Below are 17,665 nucleotides of genomic sequence, written 5' to 3' on the forward strand. Positions count from 1 at the left end.
CAGTTATTCTCCTCCGCCTAATAAAAATGTTTCGTACACAGTCCATGAGCCGTTATCCAGCTGATAGAGCAAGTGAAAACGGTCGATGACTTCTTCGTGGGAAATGTCCTGCATTTTCAGCTGTCCGAGTACGTCGGAATGTTCATCTGACGACAGCTTCTGGCCGACCGTGACATGCGGAACGAAGCTGTATTCCGGCTCGCCGGATAATGCTCCTGAGTAGCATTTCTCACTCAGAGATTTTAATTCTTCCGTCGGCTCTGCTTTCATATATATCACATTATTCACAGGAGAAAACGAGCTGTATTTTGTGATTTTCAGAACGAGCGGATGCGACTCTTTCGCCGTCTGTCTCAGCTGTGATACGACCTGCTCGATTTCCTGTTCTGTCGCTTCAAACGGATCTCTTACCGTCAGGTGCGGAGGAATGAGCGCGTAGCTCGGGTCGTAGCGTTTCCGGTACGAATTTGCGAGATCCTGTAATTTTTTTGATGGAAATAAAACAATACCGTATTTCATGAAAGTTCCCTCCTTAAATGAATGGTTACAGCATTTTTTTCAGCGCCGGCGTGATGAGCGGCTGCCAGTAGGTCCATTTATGATCCCCGTCGAAGGTTTCATACGTGTATTCAGACTGTTTGCTTTCCAGCAGCTGTTTAAGCTCTTCGTTCGGCGCGGTGAAATCAAGAACCTGGCCGTCCGTCGTGTGAACGCCGGTTTCTTTTTCTCCGATTTGATGATAAACGGAAATCTGTTTGAGATCCTCCGACTGCCGGACGGCATCCAGCACGTGCCCGTCAACATACGGAGACTGCATGATGACGTTTCCAAACATGTTCGGATAGTCAATCGCCGTCATGAGCGAAACGGTTCCGCCGAGGGAATCCCCGATCATGGTGCGGCCGTATCCGACTTGATAAGTCGGGTATTCTTTGTCGATAAAAGGAACGAGCTCATTTGCGATGAACCGCTTATATGAGGCGAACTTAGAGCCTTCTGGATGGTATGTGTTTCTTCGCTCCCGCACATTTTTATAAGGGACGCCGATAATGATGCAGCGGTCAATTTCCCCTTTTGACATAAGCTCTTCCGCCTGCCGCCCGATTCTCCCTAATCTGAAATAATCATGGCCGTCCTGAGCGATGATCGTATGATATTTATACAGAGGGGAGAAGGTGGCGGGCAGGTAGACCAAAACGGTCATTTCCTCTTCAAGCTCATGGGAGAAAAGTTTTTTCTCATGAATGATTCCGTTTTTTGATGCCACTTCGCATTCCTCCAGGCCGCTTCTTGTCTTGATGGTTTTTTCCTATTGTACCATGAATTATTAGAAATTTCTTTCTTCAGATGCACTTCTTGCGAGAGTTCAGATAAATAAAAAGTTATTGAAATTCATTTTATAGTGCGTTAATATAGAACAATCAGAAAATACAAAACAATATTCTTATCACGAGAGGTGGAGGGACTGGCCCTTTGAAACCTCAGCAACCGGTTTGCTTTGCCGCGGGAAGGCAAAGTGCCAAGGTGCTAAATCCAGCAAGCGATTCACATGCTTGGAAGATAAGAGGAAGAGAAAAGCTCCTTCTTCTTATGAAGAGGGGGCTTTTTTATTTTTGAAAAAGGATGGTGCTTACTGATGACGCAGCATGTTGATACAAAATTAGCCCAAATCGGAAATAGAAGCGAAGAAGCAACGGGAACGGTCAGTCCGCCGATTTATCTGTCCACCGCTTACCGACATAGAGGAATTGGAGAATCTACAGGCTTTGATTATGTGCGTACGAAAAACCCGACACGCCAGCTCGTTGAAGACGCTATCGCCGTGTTGGAAAACGGTGCGAGAGGCTTTGCTTTCAGCTCGGGAATGGCAGCCATTCAAACGATTATGGCTTTATTTAAAAGCGGAGATGAATTGATTGTATCCTCCGATTTATACGGAGGCACGTACCGTTTGTTTGAAAACGAATGGAGAAAATACGGCTTAAGCTTTATTTACGATGATTTCAGCGATGAAGACTGTTTACGCTCCAAAATAACGGAAAACACGAAAGCGGTATTTGTTGAAACGCCGACAAACCCGTTAATGCAGGAGGCGGACATTGAAAAAATCGCCCGGATTACGAAAGAAGCCGGCCTGCTTTTGATTGTGGATAATACGTTTTATACCCCGGTGCTCCAGCGTCCGCTTGAACTGGGAGCGGACATCGTCATTCACAGCGCCACAAAATATTTAGGCGGGCACAATGATCTCCTTGCCGGTCTTGCTGTCGTAAAGGATGAAGAGCTCGGCGAGATCATGTTTAATCACCAAAATGCGATCGGAGCCGTTCTCCCGCCGTTTGATTCGTGGCTTTTAATGAGAGGGATGAAAACACTCGGACTCAGAATGCGCCGTCATGAAGAAAACGCCCGTGAACTTGCGGAATTTTTAGAACAGGAAGAAGAAATCGCCGATGTGTTATATCCCGGAAAAGGCGGGATGCTGTCTTTCCGGCTGCAAAAAGAGGAATGGGTCAATCCGTTTTTAAAGGCGCTGAAAACGATCTGTTTCGCAGAAAGTCTCGGCGGGGTGGAAAGCTTTATTACATACCCCGCGACACAGACGCACATGGACATTCCGGAAGACATCCGTATCGCAAACGGTGTCTGCAACCGTCTGCTGAGATTTTCAGTGGGCATTGAACATGCAGAAGATTTGAAGCGGGATGTAAAGCAGGCATTACAGCAAGTAAAAGAGGGGGCCGTGTCATATGAGTAATCACAATTGGACGCTGGAAACCCAGCTCGTGCACAATCCATTTAAAACAGACGGAGCTACCGGAGCCGTCAGCGTCCCGATCCAGCATGCTTCCACATTCCATCAGTCTTCATTTGAAGAATTCGGGACATATGACTACAGCCGCTCAGGCACACCGACAAGAACAGCGCTTGAAGAAACGATCGCAGGTCTTGAAGGCGGAACGAGAGGCTTTGCTTTCAGCTCGGGAATGGCGGCGATTTCGACGGCATTTCTGCTCTTATCCCAAGGCGACCATGTCCTTGTCACGGAGGATGTGTACGGCGGAACATTCCGCATGGTGACTGAGGTTCTGTCCCGTTTCGGGATCGAACATACCTTTGTCGATATGACGGACACAGAAGCGGTCGCCCGCGCCATCCGGCCGAATACGAAAGCCATCTATATGGAAACACCGTCAAACCCGACGCTCGGCATCACGGATATTAAGGGCGTCGTCAAACTGGCAAAGGATCACGGCTGTCTGACATACCTTGACAATACTTTTATGACGCCTGCTCTGCAGCGGCCGCTTGATCTCGGCGTAGATATCGTGCTTCACAGTGCGACGAAATTTTTAAGCGGCCACAGCGACGTGCTGTCAGGCCTTGCCGCCGTAAAAGATGAAGAGCTCGGCAATCAGCTGTATAAGCTGCAAAACTCATTTGGAGCGGTGCTCGGCGTTCAGGACTGCTGGCTCGTATTGAGAGGCTTAAAAACATTGCAGGTCAGACTGGAAAAAGCGAGCCGGACGGCTGAGCGGCTGTCTGCCTATTTTGACGGACATCCCGCCATCAAAAACGTTTACTATCCCGGCCTTGCAGGACACCCGGGAGCCGATACCCATAAACGGCAAGCGAGCGGAGCGGGCGCCGTCCTGTCCTTTGAATTGGAAAGCAAAGAAGCCGTCAAAAAGCTGGTCGAAAACGTATCGCTTCCGGTATTTGCCGTCAGCCTCGGCGCCGTCGAATCCATTCTCTCATACCCTGCAGCCATGTCGCATGCCGCCATGCCAAAAGCAGAGAGGGAGAAACGCGGCATCACAGACGGCCTTCTGCGCTTGAGCGTCGGAGTCGAAAACGCCGAAGATTTAGAGCGGGACTTCGAACAGGCATTGAAAAAAATAACCCCCGCCCAAGTGAGATCATAAACGAAAAGGGCGCCGTCAATTTTGTGACGCGCCCTTTTTTTATTTTAGATAAAAAAAGTGTTGACGAATGAGAAATCAGGATATATAATTATAAATGTCAGAGAGACAACAACATACCCAGCAACACATACATATCATGATTCCGTAGCTCAGCTGGGAGAGCGCTACCTTGACAGGGTAGAGGTCGCTGGTTCGAGCCCAGTCGGAATCATAGCCGAAACCCTTGCGTAGCAAGGGTTTTTTAATTTCCCTTAATAAAGCCGGTTTATCAAATTCGCAAGTTGTTGGCGAACTTGATTTTTTGGCTCGAAATTTATTGGCTGTATCTCTTTTTAGGATCAAAATAGTTGAAAAGTTCAGCTAGTGATGCCGTCAAGTAGTTCCAAACCGCACTGTCGGTATTGCGTTTCTATCCGGATAAGAAAGCCGAAAAATTCGGTATCAATATAAAAAGGCCCTCCATAAAATGGGGGCCTTTCAGTGTTTCTTTTAAATAGCCTCTTTTAGTTGTTCTATTACACTTTTTAACCATTCTATAGGTGGTAAGCCAATTGTCGGGAAATATATTTCTGCATTACACTTTATAATGTCTTCCTTTTCTTCTTTAGTTAGATCGCTATTTAGAAACTCTTCGCAATACTTTACTGTAAATAGCAAACCTTCTTTACTAATTTCCTCAATAAATTCGTCTAAGGCGTGTTCAGGGGATTGGATATCTTGATGAAATGTTGCACCTAAAAAATTTTCTAATTCATCTAAGAAATCATACCTTTCATCCATGATACTTCCTCTCTTTCTATTTGGTTGGATATCCTGTAAGAATAAAGTTACCGTTATTATCTTTTTTGAGTATAATTTTTGCGTTTGTAACGTTTTCTACTAGTTCTGAATTTCTTGATACACTTTTGCCGATTATTTCTCCATCGCCCTTGTATCTTAACATTAATTTAGGTTTTTTAGGATCATCAATCCAATTTTCGATTTTCTTTATATTTTTTGGATCGTTTAAAACTGAATTAGCAATTCTTTCAGCGGTAGCCCTATCTTTAAAAGTAGATGAAGCTGTAATATGTGGGTTAGGATCAGTTTTCAGTCTTTCTATTAATTCTTTATCTGTTTTCCCAACATGTCTTTCTATAAGATGTCCGCCTTTTGCTTCATGAGCAGCTAAGCCACCGCCTGGTGCGAGAGGGCTGCTGTCTCCTTGTTTAACACTATGTATACCGCTATTGTCAGAAGTCACAGACTTACTGAGCACACTCTCTTTCTGATCTTCAATAATACTTTTCAACAAAGGCGTATTCTTCACGTTATGAGTATTTTCAATATCCTGTGCTATTCCGGCAAGCGCGGGTTCGTACTTGTTTTTCGAAACGGAATTGATGTAGTTTTGTCCTTTTTCAATCCCGGTTTTTACATGTTTTGCGGCTGCTTTTTCACCGGCTTCCAAGACGTTATCCACTTTGGCGGCGCCTGTTTTTGCGAGCTTGCTTGTTACTTTTACAGCTGAGCCGGAACCTTTGAGTCCCACAATGCTCCCGATGGCGTAGGTGATGTAATGTGATCTTGAATACGCATCCCCGTTAACCATTTTATCATTCCATGAATCCGCCAGGTTTGTCCATATGATTTTTGCGTAGGAGGGTGTGTTCAATACGGCCGATATGGTTTTAGCGACTTTTTGTTCATCAGAGAGATGGTAAAAATCCCATGCGCCGACAGCGAGATCTTTGACGCCTGTTATGGTGTCTTTCCCGACATCATAAAGGCCGACGCCTATTCCTTTGACGATATCCCAAACTGTTTCTCCGACTTCTTCGAGCTGCTTTGCTTGTTCAAGCTGCATCACATATTGCACCTGTGCAGGTTCAAGGTTTTCATAGCCGATTTTCTTCGCGATTTCCAAATACTCATCCGGATCGGTGACACCATCGGCCAGCTTTTTCTTCAGATCCTTGATTTCCCGCTCTTTCGCTTCTTCCTTTTTAATCGTCAAATAAGCATCCGAATGTCTTGCAATCTCGCCTTTCTTCTTATGGATGTCGCTTTCTCGGTACGCCTTGGCATTGTAGTGAAGCGGAGTTGCGCTTTTTCCTGTGCCCGTGGCGTTTTGGAGCTGCTGGAAATCTGCTTGGATAAAATGTTCATTTGCTTCGGTTTCTGCGTATTCTTTCGTTAGATCGTGATCAAGCTTGCCGAGCTTATGTATGGTTTCGCTTCTTTTTTTGTCAGCTGAAGAGAGCTTCTGATCCGTGTTTTCGGTTGAAAACAGATCAAGCGAGATGATGTCTTCGATCTCTCCGAGGATGGAGCGCATGTCCTTTTTCTGCTCTTCCATAATCGCTTTTGATTTACTGAGGGCATGGGTGAGCTCGTGCTCCAGAAAAGATTCTTCTACATGAGATCCGGAAAGACCGGCGTTTTCGACCTTGCCGGGAAGGCTTGTGAGAAATGCGATTTTCATGTCGATCAGATCAAGCCAGCTGTCTGTGACGCCGGCGTGGTCTTTGAAAAAAGCTTTGATGTTGTCAGCGCCCCGGCCTGAGAAATCGCCGTCGCCAAGATCAGCCATGCCTTGAAACGCTTTTTTTAGATTGACCATCTGGCCGCGCAGTTTTTTGTATTCACTCGCACGCTGTTTGGCAGCGGCCAGCAGGCTGTTTGCTTCGAAAACTTTCATGACCATATCCTTTCATACGAATTACTTCAACAAGATTTTACCATGGAAAAATGAAGAAACAGAAGGGGGTGTGATTCTAAAGTGTGAAATGATTAATTCGATCTGTGCTATTTTTCCTATTTGAAATTCTTGTTTAAAGACGGTTTCAGCTTATGAATGGACTAAATCTTGATGGCATTTACGGGCCAAAGACGAAAGCGAAACTTGAAGCGAAATTGAAATAATAAAAAAAACTCCTTCTGAGAGAGGGAGTTTTATTTTTCTTCGTGTTCAGCTACAAAATAAACACGATTATTATCATTTAGAGGATTATACTTTACTTTTAAAACTTTGTAATTTTTTGTTCCTTCATGTGTTTTGATAGGGATGATGTCGCCAGTCCACAAATCGAATTCACCATCTTGAATATCCGCATCTATTACCCCTTTAGTTGTTCTGAATATAAAATCCCCCTCTTTGTCATTTAAATCTTTAACATGTCTGAATTCAATAATTGCCGAAGCATCCATTGGAGTTCCCCCTTGTTTTGGTATAAATAAAGGATAGCATATATTTAGCTGGTGAGTGGAGCGTGCTTCTTAATACAAATTTATCTGGATTTTTTGTGAAGTCAATTTTCCATTATAGAATCGTAGAGTTGCTTGGGGGAATTGAGTGCGTATAAGTAGAGGGAAGCCGGCCGGAAGAAGTGCCGGCCGTATGATGAATGAAACTCCTCTAATTTTAAGAGGAGCTTTCGTACGTTTGCCACCTAATACAATAAAGGTCCTCACCCTTTGGAAAATTTTAATTGAATCAAATTGTACTCTAGAGTAAAATTAAGTCAATTAAATCGTTAAGGGGGAGGGAGCAGGGACAAGTGGTTAAAGAGATACAAGTTAACTCATTTTTAAGATTTCTTGGTCAAGGAATTAGTGAACCTGCACTTGTATTAGCAGATGATTTTCAAAAATACATTTTAAAAACACAAAAAGTTGTTGTCGGGGGAGAACGCGAACATTATAATTGTATGTTCCTAAATGAAATCCTCTCTTACAAATTAGCACAACACTTAGATGTACCCATTCCAGATGCTGCGATAGCTTTTATTGATCCACGCTTGATTGAAAATGATAGAGAAATCGTGTTTGTACATAAATTTGAAGAGGGCTACTTCTTTGCTTCACAAGAATTGGAAAACATAGAAGATAACTTGCGTGATAATTATCAGCAAATGATAGCAATGGGCAAACCATGGATAAAAAGAACTTGGAATGCTTTCTTTGATAATATAAAAAATACTGAAGATATTGCTAAGATTATTGCATTTGATTTGTTGATAGCAAACTTTGATAGATACAGAAATCAAGGTAACCTTCTAATAGCAAACACTGAAGAAGGTCGAAAAGTCTTCGCAATTGATCACGGTCATGCTTTCTTTGGCCCTATTTGGACAAATGAAAAAATACAAAATATGAGACAAGTTTCTTTAACTCAACAGTACGTCAACTATTTCACTGATTGCGTTTTAAGTATAAACAGAGATCAAGTTGATGGTTTAGGCTTGGTGTTTAATGCAATTCAACCTAAAATTGATTTAACGGACGTAAAAAATCATTCTTTTATGAATATTATAGCGGAAATTGAACATATTAATGAACATATTATTGATTCATTCTTTGAAGGAATACCGCAGGAATGGTTTGTTGAGTATAATATGCAAATGACCACTTATAAAGACTTCTTATTAAAACAAAAAAGTCTAGTAAGGCACATAATACAAAGTTTAATGAATAGAAATGCCTTCACAAATTCAGTAGGGGGGGTTTTACATTGGATAGACGAAAAGCGTGCTGGTACAGTGTAGTACGCTACCAATCAGACCAATTGGCAGGTGAGGTAGTTAATGTTGGTGTGATATTGCATACTTTAGATGGGGATGTTCCAACTATGTTTTATCTAGTAGAAGAAACTTCTCCTAAATTAAGATCCCTAATTCATTCTCCCGTTGATGCCAATCTCTATAAAAGTTTTAAAGATGCTTTGGAATATTATCTTATCAAAAGTCAAGACAATATATTAGGGCAAGTAGGATCTGTAATTATTGGTTCTCAAGATAAAAAAACATTTTTAGATGACCTTTATGACTACTATAAAGAAAAAAAATTAACGTTAAGTAGACCTAAATTTTCTCTAGCAGATGATTTGAAAGGATTTCTTGAAGCGATCTTTAATGTATATGTCGGAAAAGGATATATGCAAAAACAGAAAACACATAGTATTAAGAAACAAATGAGAAGCATTTTCGAAGAAAGAAGGTTGTTGGAAAAGAAAGTTATGCATGATTTCTCAATCGAACCGATTGAAGGATTGGAAAGCGTTAAGATTAAGATAGATTTCGGTTATAAAAATGGAGTTTGGAATTATTTGCAGTCTATTCCTATTATAAATGGAAATACCAAAAAAACAGAATGGTTTGCTAAAACTAAGTTCTTATATGAGAATGCGCCTGATGGTGCAAAAATTCATTTGTTATACCGTAAATCAGATTTAGATCAAAGCGATATTAAAAATGAATTGAATTATCTAGAGAATATGGATAACCGGATTATAAGATTTGATTTAGAGAATCAACAAAAAATAATTGAGTTGTGTAATACAATTGAAAGAGAAGCGCATGATATAGATTCACTAAAAATTTCCTAAAAAGAAGCTCAAACTGGGCTTCTTTATTTTGATTAGATAAGATCTCCATTTTTCCTCTTTTTGGTCCCTCAATTCACCTTTCGACATAAGGATTTTCACAGCAACACGTATTACCTGTTCATCTTTCCCAGTTTTCCTTTTCAATTGTTCCATGGAGGGATTTTTTCCAAAGCGGGTCATATTAAAAATAATCCGATACACTTTACGCTCAAAATCGGTCATTGCGATTCAACTCCTGTAAGGATGATACGCGAACTTATGTTTTGTTGTCAATAAATCTGATTTGGGGACAGTTGGGGACGAATTGGGGACCAACTTGTTCATTTTTAGCCAAAACAGAAGATTTTTTATCAGAAAGAACGATCAGCAAACCTTATAAAATAAGGTTTCAAAATAAAACTTCAGTTCGTATCAGAAGATAATCACTACCTTGACAGGGTAGAGGTCGCTGGTTCGAGCCCAGTCGGAATCATCCACGGCGGTTAGAGGCGTTATATCAACGTTTCTAGCCGTTTTTTATTGCGTTGACTTAGTCGATGACTTAGGCGTATAACGGTGTAGGGTAGCGGTCCTGCCAACGACAAGGTAGCGGTTTTTATTTCGGTGACTTAACCGAATGGAGGCGGTAATATGTCCGCAAATAGAAAAGGAAAACGCGTCAAAAAGGAACGTACTTTACGGAAGACTACGAGCAACCTCGATGTGCTTTTCTACGGACTGAAGACAGTCTATCCTATTGAAAACATAGATAAAGTCCTTCTCATAAGAGAAGGGCTTTCTTTTATCTTGAGGGATTCAATGTGTTGTTTTATTTGTTCTGTAACTTGTTTAAGGCATTAGGAGGTCTACTATCAGGATTAGAGAGCCCTTTTTTTATTTTACTAATGTTTTTTGGATCACTCAGAACAGAACTATACTTTCCGACCTTTTCGGCAAGTGCTGTCTGACATGTTACTCAAATATCACGCACTATATAAGCCCCTCTCTTATGAGAAAGGCTTTAATATTTTGGTCCACTGGGAAATTTGAATACCGGCTCGTAGAATAATGAATGTACTTAATCTTTAAATATCTCAGGAATTTTATTTCTCCATATTAATAACAACTCTTTAAATTGGTCTGTTTCTATTGAGTTTTTATAAGGGTCGTCGATTAAAAAAGGGTTTTCAACATCGGTAACATCTTTTTTTATCAATACACTTATCCCATTTAAATCAATTTCAAAATCCTCATGTATCCCATTTAAAACATTCTGGATGTATTCTATATACTCATCAGTTTGTTCTATTGTTGTAATATTTTCAATGAAGTCAGAGAAAAGACTGATTTCTTCTGGTAAAACTATTTTTATATCACCAAATGGATCTTTATCAAACCTGTATGAATATTTCATGTGTCACGGTCACCTTTAAGATTATTTTTTATATAACGGATATGCTGTTGCTATTGTTCCGTCACTATTTAAATACATTTCAATTTTAATTCCTGTTGAAGTGACTCCCCTATACTTATTTGAACGTACTTGTTTTCTAGTATGATAAGCTTCGTCAATTGCTTTTAATACATCGGCGCGGTTCCATTCTCTTGGAAAGAAACTTGAATCCGCTATCTTTTTTACAGACCCGACTTCAACTTTCGCCATATACACTCCATTTTTGTCAGGTTTCTTTTCTGTACCTGGTATAATCTTCCCACCCATCATGCTTTCATGGTGGTAGCCAACTGCTTTACCGCGTTTATTAACTTCTCCATGATAAATATGTTTCATTGTACCTGTGGTATACTTGCTTTTTCCTGTACTAAAATTTGAAGTCACAGATTTACTGTGAACACTCTCTTTCTGCTCTTCAATAATACTTTTCAGCAAAGGCGTATTCTTCACATTGTGAGTATTTTCAATATCCTGTGCTATTCCGGCAAGCGCGGGTTCGTACTTGTTTTTCGAAACGGAATTGATATAGTCTTTTCCTTTTTCAATCCCGGTTTTTACATGTTTTACAGCCGCTTTTTCTCCGGCTTCCAAGACGTTATCCACTTTGGCGGCGCCTGTTTTTGCGAGCTTGCTTGTTACTTTTACAGCTGAGCCGGAACCTTTGAGTCCCACAATGCTCCCGATGGCGTAGGTGATGTAATGTGATCTTGAATACGCATCCCCGTTAACCATTTTATCATTCCATGAATCCGCCAGGTTTGTCCATATGATTTTTGCGTAGGAGGGTGTGTTCAATACGGCCGATATGGTTTTAGCGACTTTTTGTTCATCAGAGAGATGGTAAAAATCCCATGCGCCGACAGCGAGATCTTTGACGCCTGTTATGGTGTCTTTCCCGACATCATAAAGGCCGACGCCTATTCCTTTGACGATATCCCAAACTGTTTCTCCGACTTCTTCGAGCTGCTTTGCTTGTTCAAGCTGCATCACATATTGCACCTGTGCAGGTTCAAGGTTTTCATAGCCGATTTTCTTCGCGATTTCCAAATACTCATCCGGATCGGTGACACCATCGGCCAGCTTTTTCTTCAGATCCTTGATTTCCCGCTCTTTCGCTTCTTCCTTTTTAATCGTCAAATAAGCATCCGAATGTCTTGCAATCTCGCCTTTCTTCTTATGGATGTCGCTTTCTCGGTACGCCTTGGCATTGTAGTGAAGCGGAGTTGCGCTTTTTCCTGTGCCCGTGGCGTTTTGGAGCTGCTCAAAGTCGGCTTGGATGAACTGTTCGTTCGCTTCGGTTTCTGTGTATTCCTTTGTTAAATCGTGATCAAGCTTGTCGAGCTTATGTATCGTTTCGCTTCTTTTTTTGTCAGCTGAAGAAAGCTTCTGATCTGTGCTTTCCGTTGAAAACAGATCAAGCGAGATGATGTCATCGATCTCACCGAGGATGGAGCGCATGTCCTTTTTCTGCTCTTCCATAATCGCCTTTGATTTACTGAGGGCGTGGGTGAGCTCGTGCTCAAGAAACGATTCCTCCACATGCGAATTGGAAAGTCCGGCATCTTCGACCTTGCCGGGAAGGCTTGTGAGAAATGCGATTTTCATATCGATCAGATCAAGCCAGCTGTCTGTGACGCCGGCGTGATCCTTGAAAAAAGATTTGATGTTATTGGCGCCCCGGCCTGAGAAATCATTGTCACCAAGATCAGCCATACCTTGAAACGCTTTTTTTAGATTGACCATCTGGCCGCGCAGTTCTTTGTATTCACCCGCGCGCTGTTTGGCAGCGGCCAGCAGGGTGGTTGCTTCGAAAACTTTCATGACCATATCCTTTCATTCGAAATACTTTAACAAGATTTTACCATGGAGGAATGAAGAAACAGAACAATGTGTGATCAAGGAGAAGGAAATGAATAATTTGACCTGAGTCTTTGTCCTTAATCTTGTGTGGTTAAGAATTTGAGAAGAGAGGCTATGGGTGAGAAACCGGAGGGCAGGGAATTACTCGGCAGCATTTGAATTAATTGAATTGGAAAGATTAAGCGGGTTGGAAAAGTTGGAACGTATTATTAGATAATGAATTATGGTGTGTGATAGATGATGATGCAAGGTAATGGTGAGGTATTAACCGGAATTGATAGATTAACGGAAAATAATGTATAATGTACCAGGCAGCTTTGAACTCATTGAAGGTGATGAACATGAAGAAATGGAAAGTTTTTATAAGATAAAATAATTCTGAATTAAATGAAGAGATTAAATTTGTATAAGTCTTTTTGTTCTGTCTTTATTACTGACGCCCCTTTTACTTTGCTATAATGCAACTCTAAGGCTGCAGATCGCGAATGATCGAGTGCGGTGTATGAACGGGGGCAATGATTATGGTAAACAAAATATTACGCAAAATAAATGGAGCAACAATCTTCTTTGTATTGGTTTTAGCATTTGATTTAACTGTTTTCTTAATGTCTCATGATGGTTATTACTTAAGCTTTGTGGTGGAAACAAATTATATTTTCCCTGTACTGCTTACTTTAGTCGGATTTTTTGTGTTAGCTCGAAGGTATAAAATACTGAAATTATATGTAATTTGTATAACAATTCCAGTAGTACTTATAGTTGCATTGTTGGCTGCAACTGGTGATTCATACGGTACCATTTCTTCGCCAGCTAAAAATGTAACAGTAACAATAGAACATAGAAACGCCACCTTAGGGGAAACGAATCACTTTTACGATTTTTATGTGCATGTTCCTAGTTTATACCCTGGTTTAATGAGAAAAGTGAATAAGGACACTGTATATATTATGACCCGAAATACCGAGGGTGAAGACGACCTTGATGTGTTAGGAGCAGGTAATGCCGAATGGAAAGATAACAAAATAATTTTCCATTCGGCATATGAAAAGGCGATTGAGGTTGATTTATAGTTTTAGTCTAAATTGACGCATTTCAATGAAACAGATCGGGGGATCGCAATGAAAATTTTGAAATTTAAATTTGACGATTCGTTCTTTGAGTTACATGCAGCATTTAAAGTTAATTTGGATATTCAAACAGATTATGATATCCAGGAGGATATGCTCATGATGAGTAAAGCGATACTCAAAACAGCCGGCTATACAAAGTTCTTAACCCAAGATACATATATTAGATATGAAGAAAGCAACTCAGTTTATTGTCATTATTCTTTTGAAGAAACTAAGTAAATATGCATCATAAGGAACTCTCGCCTTTTTTAGGAGGAAGGTATGTCAATATTAACAATAATTGAAATCGCATTAGTGGCAACTGTATTAGGTTTATTTGCATGGACTTTTAAAAAAGAGAAAAATACTGATGAAGATGTATTAAATTATGCTAGATATATGATTTATTTGCTTGTAGCTGAAGTTGCATTGTATGCCGTGTTTCAAATTGTTTAAGTTTATTCTAGGCAAAGAGAGATGTGAATCATGATAGATGTCTTAACTAATATCTTAAAAAATGACAGATTGGATGAATACCCATTATTTGAAAAGTTTTGCTCTCTCAAAGATAAAGGGTTACGTAAAGAATCCTTTAAAGCATTATCTTCGTTTATCGATGAAGCCGAAACGTGGGATAATCATGCACAACAGAATTTTGCTTGTTGGCTATTTGCTTTATTAGAAACATCAGATGATATTCACCATATACTTGTTCACCCTTTAGAAATGGATCTTTTAAAGCCTTTGCTTGAAGCGTGGATGAAGACTAACCCCGAAGATCCAAGACCATACAGGTGGTATGGTGTGTTTTTAAATGCTGAAAACCGTGTCGATTACTTGAATAATGCACTTAGACTAGGTGGAAGTAATGAACAACTATCTTTATTAACGTTAATCGATATTCATTTAAACGCCTTGTGGTATTCCTTTCATCACATATCCGAAGATTTATATCTTGGCGATATTAAAGAAGATCAAGCACTTCTTACCAAGTCCCGGCAGTTGAACAACAAGGTAGACTGTCAACAAACAAGAAAAAGCAATAACGAACAACTTAACTATTATCAAGATTTGTTGAATGACTGGATGTTGTTTAAAGAAAAACAATCAAAGGGATTTGTTGAATGGTGTGAAAATAAGGGCAGAATCTATCCTTGGGTAAAATCTTATTATTACGAAAAATAGCAATTGCAAGCATGTTTGATTTTTAATCGCAAGGGGAGATAGATTTCGATGGTAATAAGATACCTAGCCGGCCTGATTTTGTTGGCCATATGTGCCACACTGGTATATGTGATCACCCTGCATCAAGCTGAATATGTTCCTTATTTTATAATTAATTAGTTCAATAAAGAAATATCGGCCACAGGCCCCCTCACCATTTTGAGGGGGTCTATTTTATTTATCTTATTAATTTGGAATATGCGTTGACTAGCAATTCATATTCAGAAAGATCAATCGTTTTTAGATTCACCGTTCTTTTTGCTATCGGCAATCTTTTTGTCGACTAAATCACTTTGTTTAGGTTGAATCGGTTGTTAGAACATCATGTGACGCACCTCCTTTACAAAGCATACACACATATTAGAGGGCTGAAATTCACCCGTATGAATTGGATACGGCTGCCCAAACGGCTTTTCACATGGAACCAACATGCGGCAACTGGTCAACAGCTTTAGAAACTTCATCTTAACAGGGAAGTGCGGCAAGCATTGGGAATATAAAGAAATATAGGCTTACAGCTATGCAGGATGGATGAATATCCGTCAGACGGCGAAGGAAAGGAAATCTCCATGTGTCGTGACGGTTTGAATGCGGGTGCATGGAACTTCCCATTCATCTGCTGTTACGTCAGAGGGACGAAGCGACTTTTTTGAGGAGGAAGCGGAATGATTGAATTTACACGGCCATCACCTATGAAGAAAACATGCACGATGCACCCGGAAAAGGAATCTGTCAGAGCGGTTTCGTTTACTGATTTTAACGGCAATTCTGTAACAGTAACCCTTTGTCAAATGTGTCTGGCTGAATTAAAAATGAAAGCCGCGACTGAATACAGGAGTATGACAGAGGAGCGGGCCAAACTGAATCGTTTCAAGATTGGTGATCATGTGTATTTAGAGCATTTGGGAGTAGTCAGCGAGATAAAAAACATGGAAGGCGCTCAAGTGGCAAACAGGACAGACACAGACGGAGTCAGGAAGGCTACCCCTAAGGAAATCGCAGAATACAAAAAACAGGGGAAGCAATGACGGTGAAAAACGATTCAGTCAATCATTTATCAGTTGTTTTACTTATGGGAGCGGCGGCCGTTGCGCCGCCTGCTTCCGCCGCATGGTCCAGATGGCAAAATGAATCCGGGTAGAGCGGCCGGGGCTCAAGCAAGAAATCAAACGCTGTATCGCACAGGTTCTTCTCGAAATATCTGCCGGAAGAAACACTATCCATTGAAGAGATTCAGGGGTGTTTTCAATTAAAATTTGAGCTGGTTTCTTAACTGTCACGGAAAACAGCTCAAAGGAAATATATTGACTTTCATCCTGTTTGTAATGTTAATTAGAAGATGTATACAAAATCATTTTAATGAGGAGGTCTGGATGTGAAAAATAAAGCGAGAATACAATTTGGAATATGCATTGGACTTTTATGTTTAAGCTTTACCGGTTTCAACCCTTTATTCGGCTCAGCGCATGCTGAAGCGAAATCTATAGAAAACACAAAAATGACAAGCTGTATAACGAATCAAAAATTTGTTCAGCTTGAGAAAAAATTTGATGCCAGGCTTGGGGTTTATGCGATTGATACAGGTTCAAACAAGACAATCGCCTATCGGCCGAATGAACGGTTTGCTTACGCATCAACCTATAAAGTTCTGGCTGCCGCTGCTGTTCTGAAGACAAGCTCAAATGAAAAACTTAATGCCATCATCCGCTACAGCAAAGACGATTTAGTTACATATTCCCCAATCACAGAAAAACACCTGGATACAGGCATGAGCCTGAAAGAAATCTCAGAAGCCGCTGTCCGTTACAGCGATAATACCGCCGGGAACCTATTGCTGCAGCAGCTTGGCGGCCCCAAAGGTTTTGAAAAATCACTGAAACAGATTGGGGATCATGTAACAAAAGCTGATCGGTTCGAGACGGATCTAAACTCTGCGATTCCTGGGGATCGTCGTGACACAAGCACCGCAAAAGCACTGGCGACTGACCTTAAGACTTTCGCTTTGGGTAACACTCTCACGGCTGACAAGCGCACGATTTTAACAGATTGGATGCGGGGCAACGCTACCGGCGACGAACTGATTCGGGCAGGCGCTCCTGCAGGATGGGAAGTCGGCGATAAATCCGGAGCCGGAAGCTACGGCACACGAAACGACATTGCGATCGTTTGGCCGCCTGACAGAGCCCCAATTGTTTTGGCAATCCTGTCAAACCGGTTTACGGAAGATGCCAATTATAATAATGCTCTTATCGCTGAGGCTGCAAAAGTCGTTCTTAATGATCTTAAATAAACATTGCCGTTCATTTTTTATGGACGGTTTTTTATATGTTGAGAATGCGGTATGCCGGTTTCGTTTTTCGATACATGTTATAATGTAAAGCCATAAAAAGATGGGAAGAGGGGGATTTTCGATGCATTACATAACGGCATGCTTAAAAATCATCAGTGATAAAGACCTTAATGAAATAATGAAAGAGTTCAAAAAACTTGAGGAAGAAACGAACAAAGAAGAAGGCTGTATTCAGTTCCATGCTTATCCGCTCGAACCATCAGAACGCAAAATCATGCTTTGGGAGATTTGGGAAAACGAAGAAGCTGTTAAAGTCCATTTTACGAAAAAACATACAAAAGACGTTCAAAAACAAGAATTAACGGAAGTAGAATGGTTAATGAAAAGCAATGTGAATGAGTAAAAGGCTTTGTCTATTGTTGGCTGACTTTGCCGGCAACCATCATCAGTTTCATTCAC

The 17,665-nt window shown here is 40.8% G+C and carries 19 protein-coding genes, 1 tRNA gene, 1 pseudogene and 1 riboswitch; of the genes and pseudogenes, 13 read left to right on the forward strand and 8 right to left on the reverse strand.

Annotated elements, in window-relative coordinates:
* Nucleotides 1-3 precede the first annotated feature (3 nt).
* Nucleotides 4-519, reverse strand: a complete 516-nt coding sequence (locus ACKTRM_RS06040) for a YjcG family protein (RefSeq protein WP_003154969.1) — start codon at nucleotides 517-519, stop codon at nucleotides 4-6.
* Nucleotides 520-544: 25 nt separating this feature from the next.
* Complete coding sequence (locus tag ACKTRM_RS06045; protein ID WP_012117313.1) at nucleotides 545-1,267, reverse strand: esterase family protein; 723 nt, start codon at nucleotides 1,265-1,267, stop codon at nucleotides 545-547.
* Between the two features lie 174 nt (nucleotides 1,268-1,441).
* A riboswitch (SAM riboswitch) is annotated at nucleotides 1,442-1,567 on the forward strand.
* Between the two features lie 69 nt (nucleotides 1,568-1,636).
* On the opposite strand from ACKTRM_RS06045, the gene ACKTRM_RS06050 reads away from it, so the two are divergent.
* The 3 genes from ACKTRM_RS06050 (at nucleotide 1,637) to ACKTRM_RS06060 (ending at nucleotide 4,137) form a co-directional block, all read left to right on the forward strand.
* Nucleotides 1,637-2,758, forward strand: a complete 1,122-nt coding sequence (locus tag ACKTRM_RS06050) for a methionine biosynthesis PLP-dependent protein (protein ID WP_012117314.1) — start codon at nucleotides 1,637-1,639, stop codon at nucleotides 2,756-2,758.
* On the forward strand, nucleotides 2,751-3,926 hold the full coding sequence (gene metC / locus ACKTRM_RS06055; protein WP_012117315.1) for a cystathionine beta-lyase: 1,176 nt from the start codon (nucleotides 2,751-2,753) through the stop codon (nucleotides 3,924-3,926). The genes ACKTRM_RS06050 and metC overlap by 8 nt, the downstream gene beginning before the upstream one ends.
* A gap of 138 nt (nucleotides 3,927-4,064) precedes the next feature.
* A tRNA-Val gene (locus ACKTRM_RS06060) sits at nucleotides 4,065-4,137 on the forward strand.
* A gap of 278 nt (nucleotides 4,138-4,415) precedes the next feature.
* Here ACKTRM_RS06060 and ACKTRM_RS06065 read toward each other — a convergent pair.
* Nucleotides 4,416-4,706, reverse strand: a complete 291-nt coding sequence (locus ACKTRM_RS06065) for a contact-dependent growth inhibition system immunity protein (protein WP_015417243.1) — start codon at nucleotides 4,704-4,706, stop codon at nucleotides 4,416-4,418.
* Between the two features lie 16 nt (nucleotides 4,707-4,722).
* Nucleotides 4,723-6,606 (reverse strand): ribonuclease YeeF family protein, encoded by a 1,884-nt coding sequence (locus tag ACKTRM_RS06070; protein WP_023356829.1) that lies wholly within the window; start codon nucleotides 6,604-6,606, stop codon nucleotides 4,723-4,725.
* Nucleotides 6,607-6,743: 137 nt separating this feature from the next.
* On the opposite strand from ACKTRM_RS06070, the pseudogene ACKTRM_RS06075 reads away from it, so the two are divergent.
* Nucleotides 6,744-6,830: pseudogene (locus tag ACKTRM_RS06075) on the forward strand (peptidoglycan-binding domain-containing protein); the annotation flags it as partial.
* Nucleotides 6,831-6,860: 30 nt separating this feature from the next.
* Here the strand turns inward: ACKTRM_RS06075 and ACKTRM_RS06080 are convergent.
* Nucleotides 6,861-7,115, reverse strand: coding sequence for a hypothetical protein (locus tag ACKTRM_RS06080; RefSeq protein ID WP_012117318.1), 255 nt, complete (start codon nucleotides 7,113-7,115; stop codon nucleotides 6,861-6,863).
* A gap of 350 nt (nucleotides 7,116-7,465) precedes the next feature.
* Here ACKTRM_RS06080 and ACKTRM_RS06085 point away from each other — a divergent pair, with 350 nt between their 5' ends.
* Together ACKTRM_RS06085 and ACKTRM_RS06090 are read left to right on the forward strand one after the other, a co-directional pair.
* Nucleotides 7,466-8,452, forward strand: coding sequence for a HipA family kinase (locus tag ACKTRM_RS06085; protein WP_012117319.1), 987 nt, complete (start codon nucleotides 7,466-7,468; stop codon nucleotides 8,450-8,452).
* A complete protein-coding gene (locus ACKTRM_RS06090; RefSeq protein WP_023356830.1) occupies nucleotides 8,419-9,291 on the forward strand; it encodes a DUF3037 domain-containing protein in 873 nt (290 codons plus the stop codon). The genes ACKTRM_RS06085 and ACKTRM_RS06090 overlap by 34 nt, the downstream gene beginning before the upstream one ends.
* Here the strand turns inward: ACKTRM_RS06090 and ACKTRM_RS06095 are convergent.
* The 3 genes from ACKTRM_RS06095 to ACKTRM_RS06105 all read right to left on the reverse strand — a co-directional run bounded on the left by ACKTRM_RS06095 (nucleotide 9,277) and on the right by ACKTRM_RS06105 (nucleotide 12,544).
* Nucleotides 9,277-9,513: a hypothetical protein gene (locus ACKTRM_RS06095; protein WP_041482186.1), complete on the reverse strand. Its 237-nt coding sequence runs from the start codon at nucleotides 9,511-9,513 to the stop codon at nucleotides 9,277-9,279. The two genes, ACKTRM_RS06090 and ACKTRM_RS06095, sit on opposite strands and share 15 nt — an antisense overlap.
* Before the next feature lie 835 nt (nucleotides 9,514-10,348).
* Nucleotides 10,349-10,684: a hypothetical protein gene (locus ACKTRM_RS06100; protein ID WP_007409072.1), complete on the reverse strand. Its 336-nt coding sequence runs from the start codon at nucleotides 10,682-10,684 to the stop codon at nucleotides 10,349-10,351.
* Between the two features lie 21 nt (nucleotides 10,685-10,705).
* The gene (locus tag ACKTRM_RS06105) at nucleotides 10,706-12,544 is read right to left on the reverse strand and encodes a T7SS effector LXG polymorphic toxin (protein WP_012117321.1); all 1,839 of its coding nucleotides are present in this window, start codon (nucleotides 12,542-12,544) and stop codon (nucleotides 10,706-10,708) included.
* Between the two features lie 560 nt (nucleotides 12,545-13,104).
* Here ACKTRM_RS06105 and ACKTRM_RS06110 point away from each other — a divergent pair.
* From ACKTRM_RS06110 to ACKTRM_RS06140, 7 genes are all read left to right on the forward strand, one after another.
* Entirely contained in the window at nucleotides 13,105-13,653 is a 549-nt protein-coding gene (locus ACKTRM_RS06110; protein WP_012117322.1) for a hypothetical protein, read from the forward strand.
* A 48-nt stretch (nucleotides 13,654-13,701) separates the two neighbouring features.
* On the forward strand, nucleotides 13,702-13,932 hold the full coding sequence (locus ACKTRM_RS06115; RefSeq protein WP_012117323.1) for a hypothetical protein: 231 nt from the start codon (nucleotides 13,702-13,704) through the stop codon (nucleotides 13,930-13,932).
* Nucleotides 13,933-13,974: 42 nt separating this feature from the next.
* Nucleotides 13,975-14,148: a hypothetical protein gene (locus ACKTRM_RS06120; protein WP_012117324.1), complete on the forward strand. Its 174-nt coding sequence runs from the start codon at nucleotides 13,975-13,977 to the stop codon at nucleotides 14,146-14,148.
* A 30-nt stretch (nucleotides 14,149-14,178) separates the two neighbouring features.
* Nucleotides 14,179-14,877, forward strand: coding sequence for a hypothetical protein (locus ACKTRM_RS06125; RefSeq protein ID WP_012117325.1), 699 nt, complete (start codon nucleotides 14,179-14,181; stop codon nucleotides 14,875-14,877).
* 704 nt (nucleotides 14,878-15,581) lie between these two features.
* Complete coding sequence (locus ACKTRM_RS06130; RefSeq protein WP_012117326.1) at nucleotides 15,582-15,944, forward strand: hypothetical protein; 363 nt, start codon at nucleotides 15,582-15,584, stop codon at nucleotides 15,942-15,944.
* Between the two features lie 341 nt (nucleotides 15,945-16,285).
* Entirely contained in the window at nucleotides 16,286-17,206 is a 921-nt protein-coding gene (gene bla, locus ACKTRM_RS06135) for a class A beta-lactamase (RefSeq protein ID WP_123912803.1), read from the forward strand.
* Nucleotides 17,207-17,327: 121 nt separating this feature from the next.
* Nucleotides 17,328-17,609 (forward strand): putative quinol monooxygenase, encoded by a 282-nt coding sequence (locus tag ACKTRM_RS06140; RefSeq protein WP_007407331.1) that lies wholly within the window; start codon nucleotides 17,328-17,330, stop codon nucleotides 17,607-17,609.
* Nucleotides 17,610-17,665: the final 56 nt, after the last annotated feature.

This window comes from Bacillus sp. D7-8 (assembly GCF_052055895.1).
In the GTDB taxonomy this organism is placed as follows: Bacteria; Bacillota; Bacilli; order Bacillales; family Bacillaceae; genus Bacillus; species Bacillus velezensis.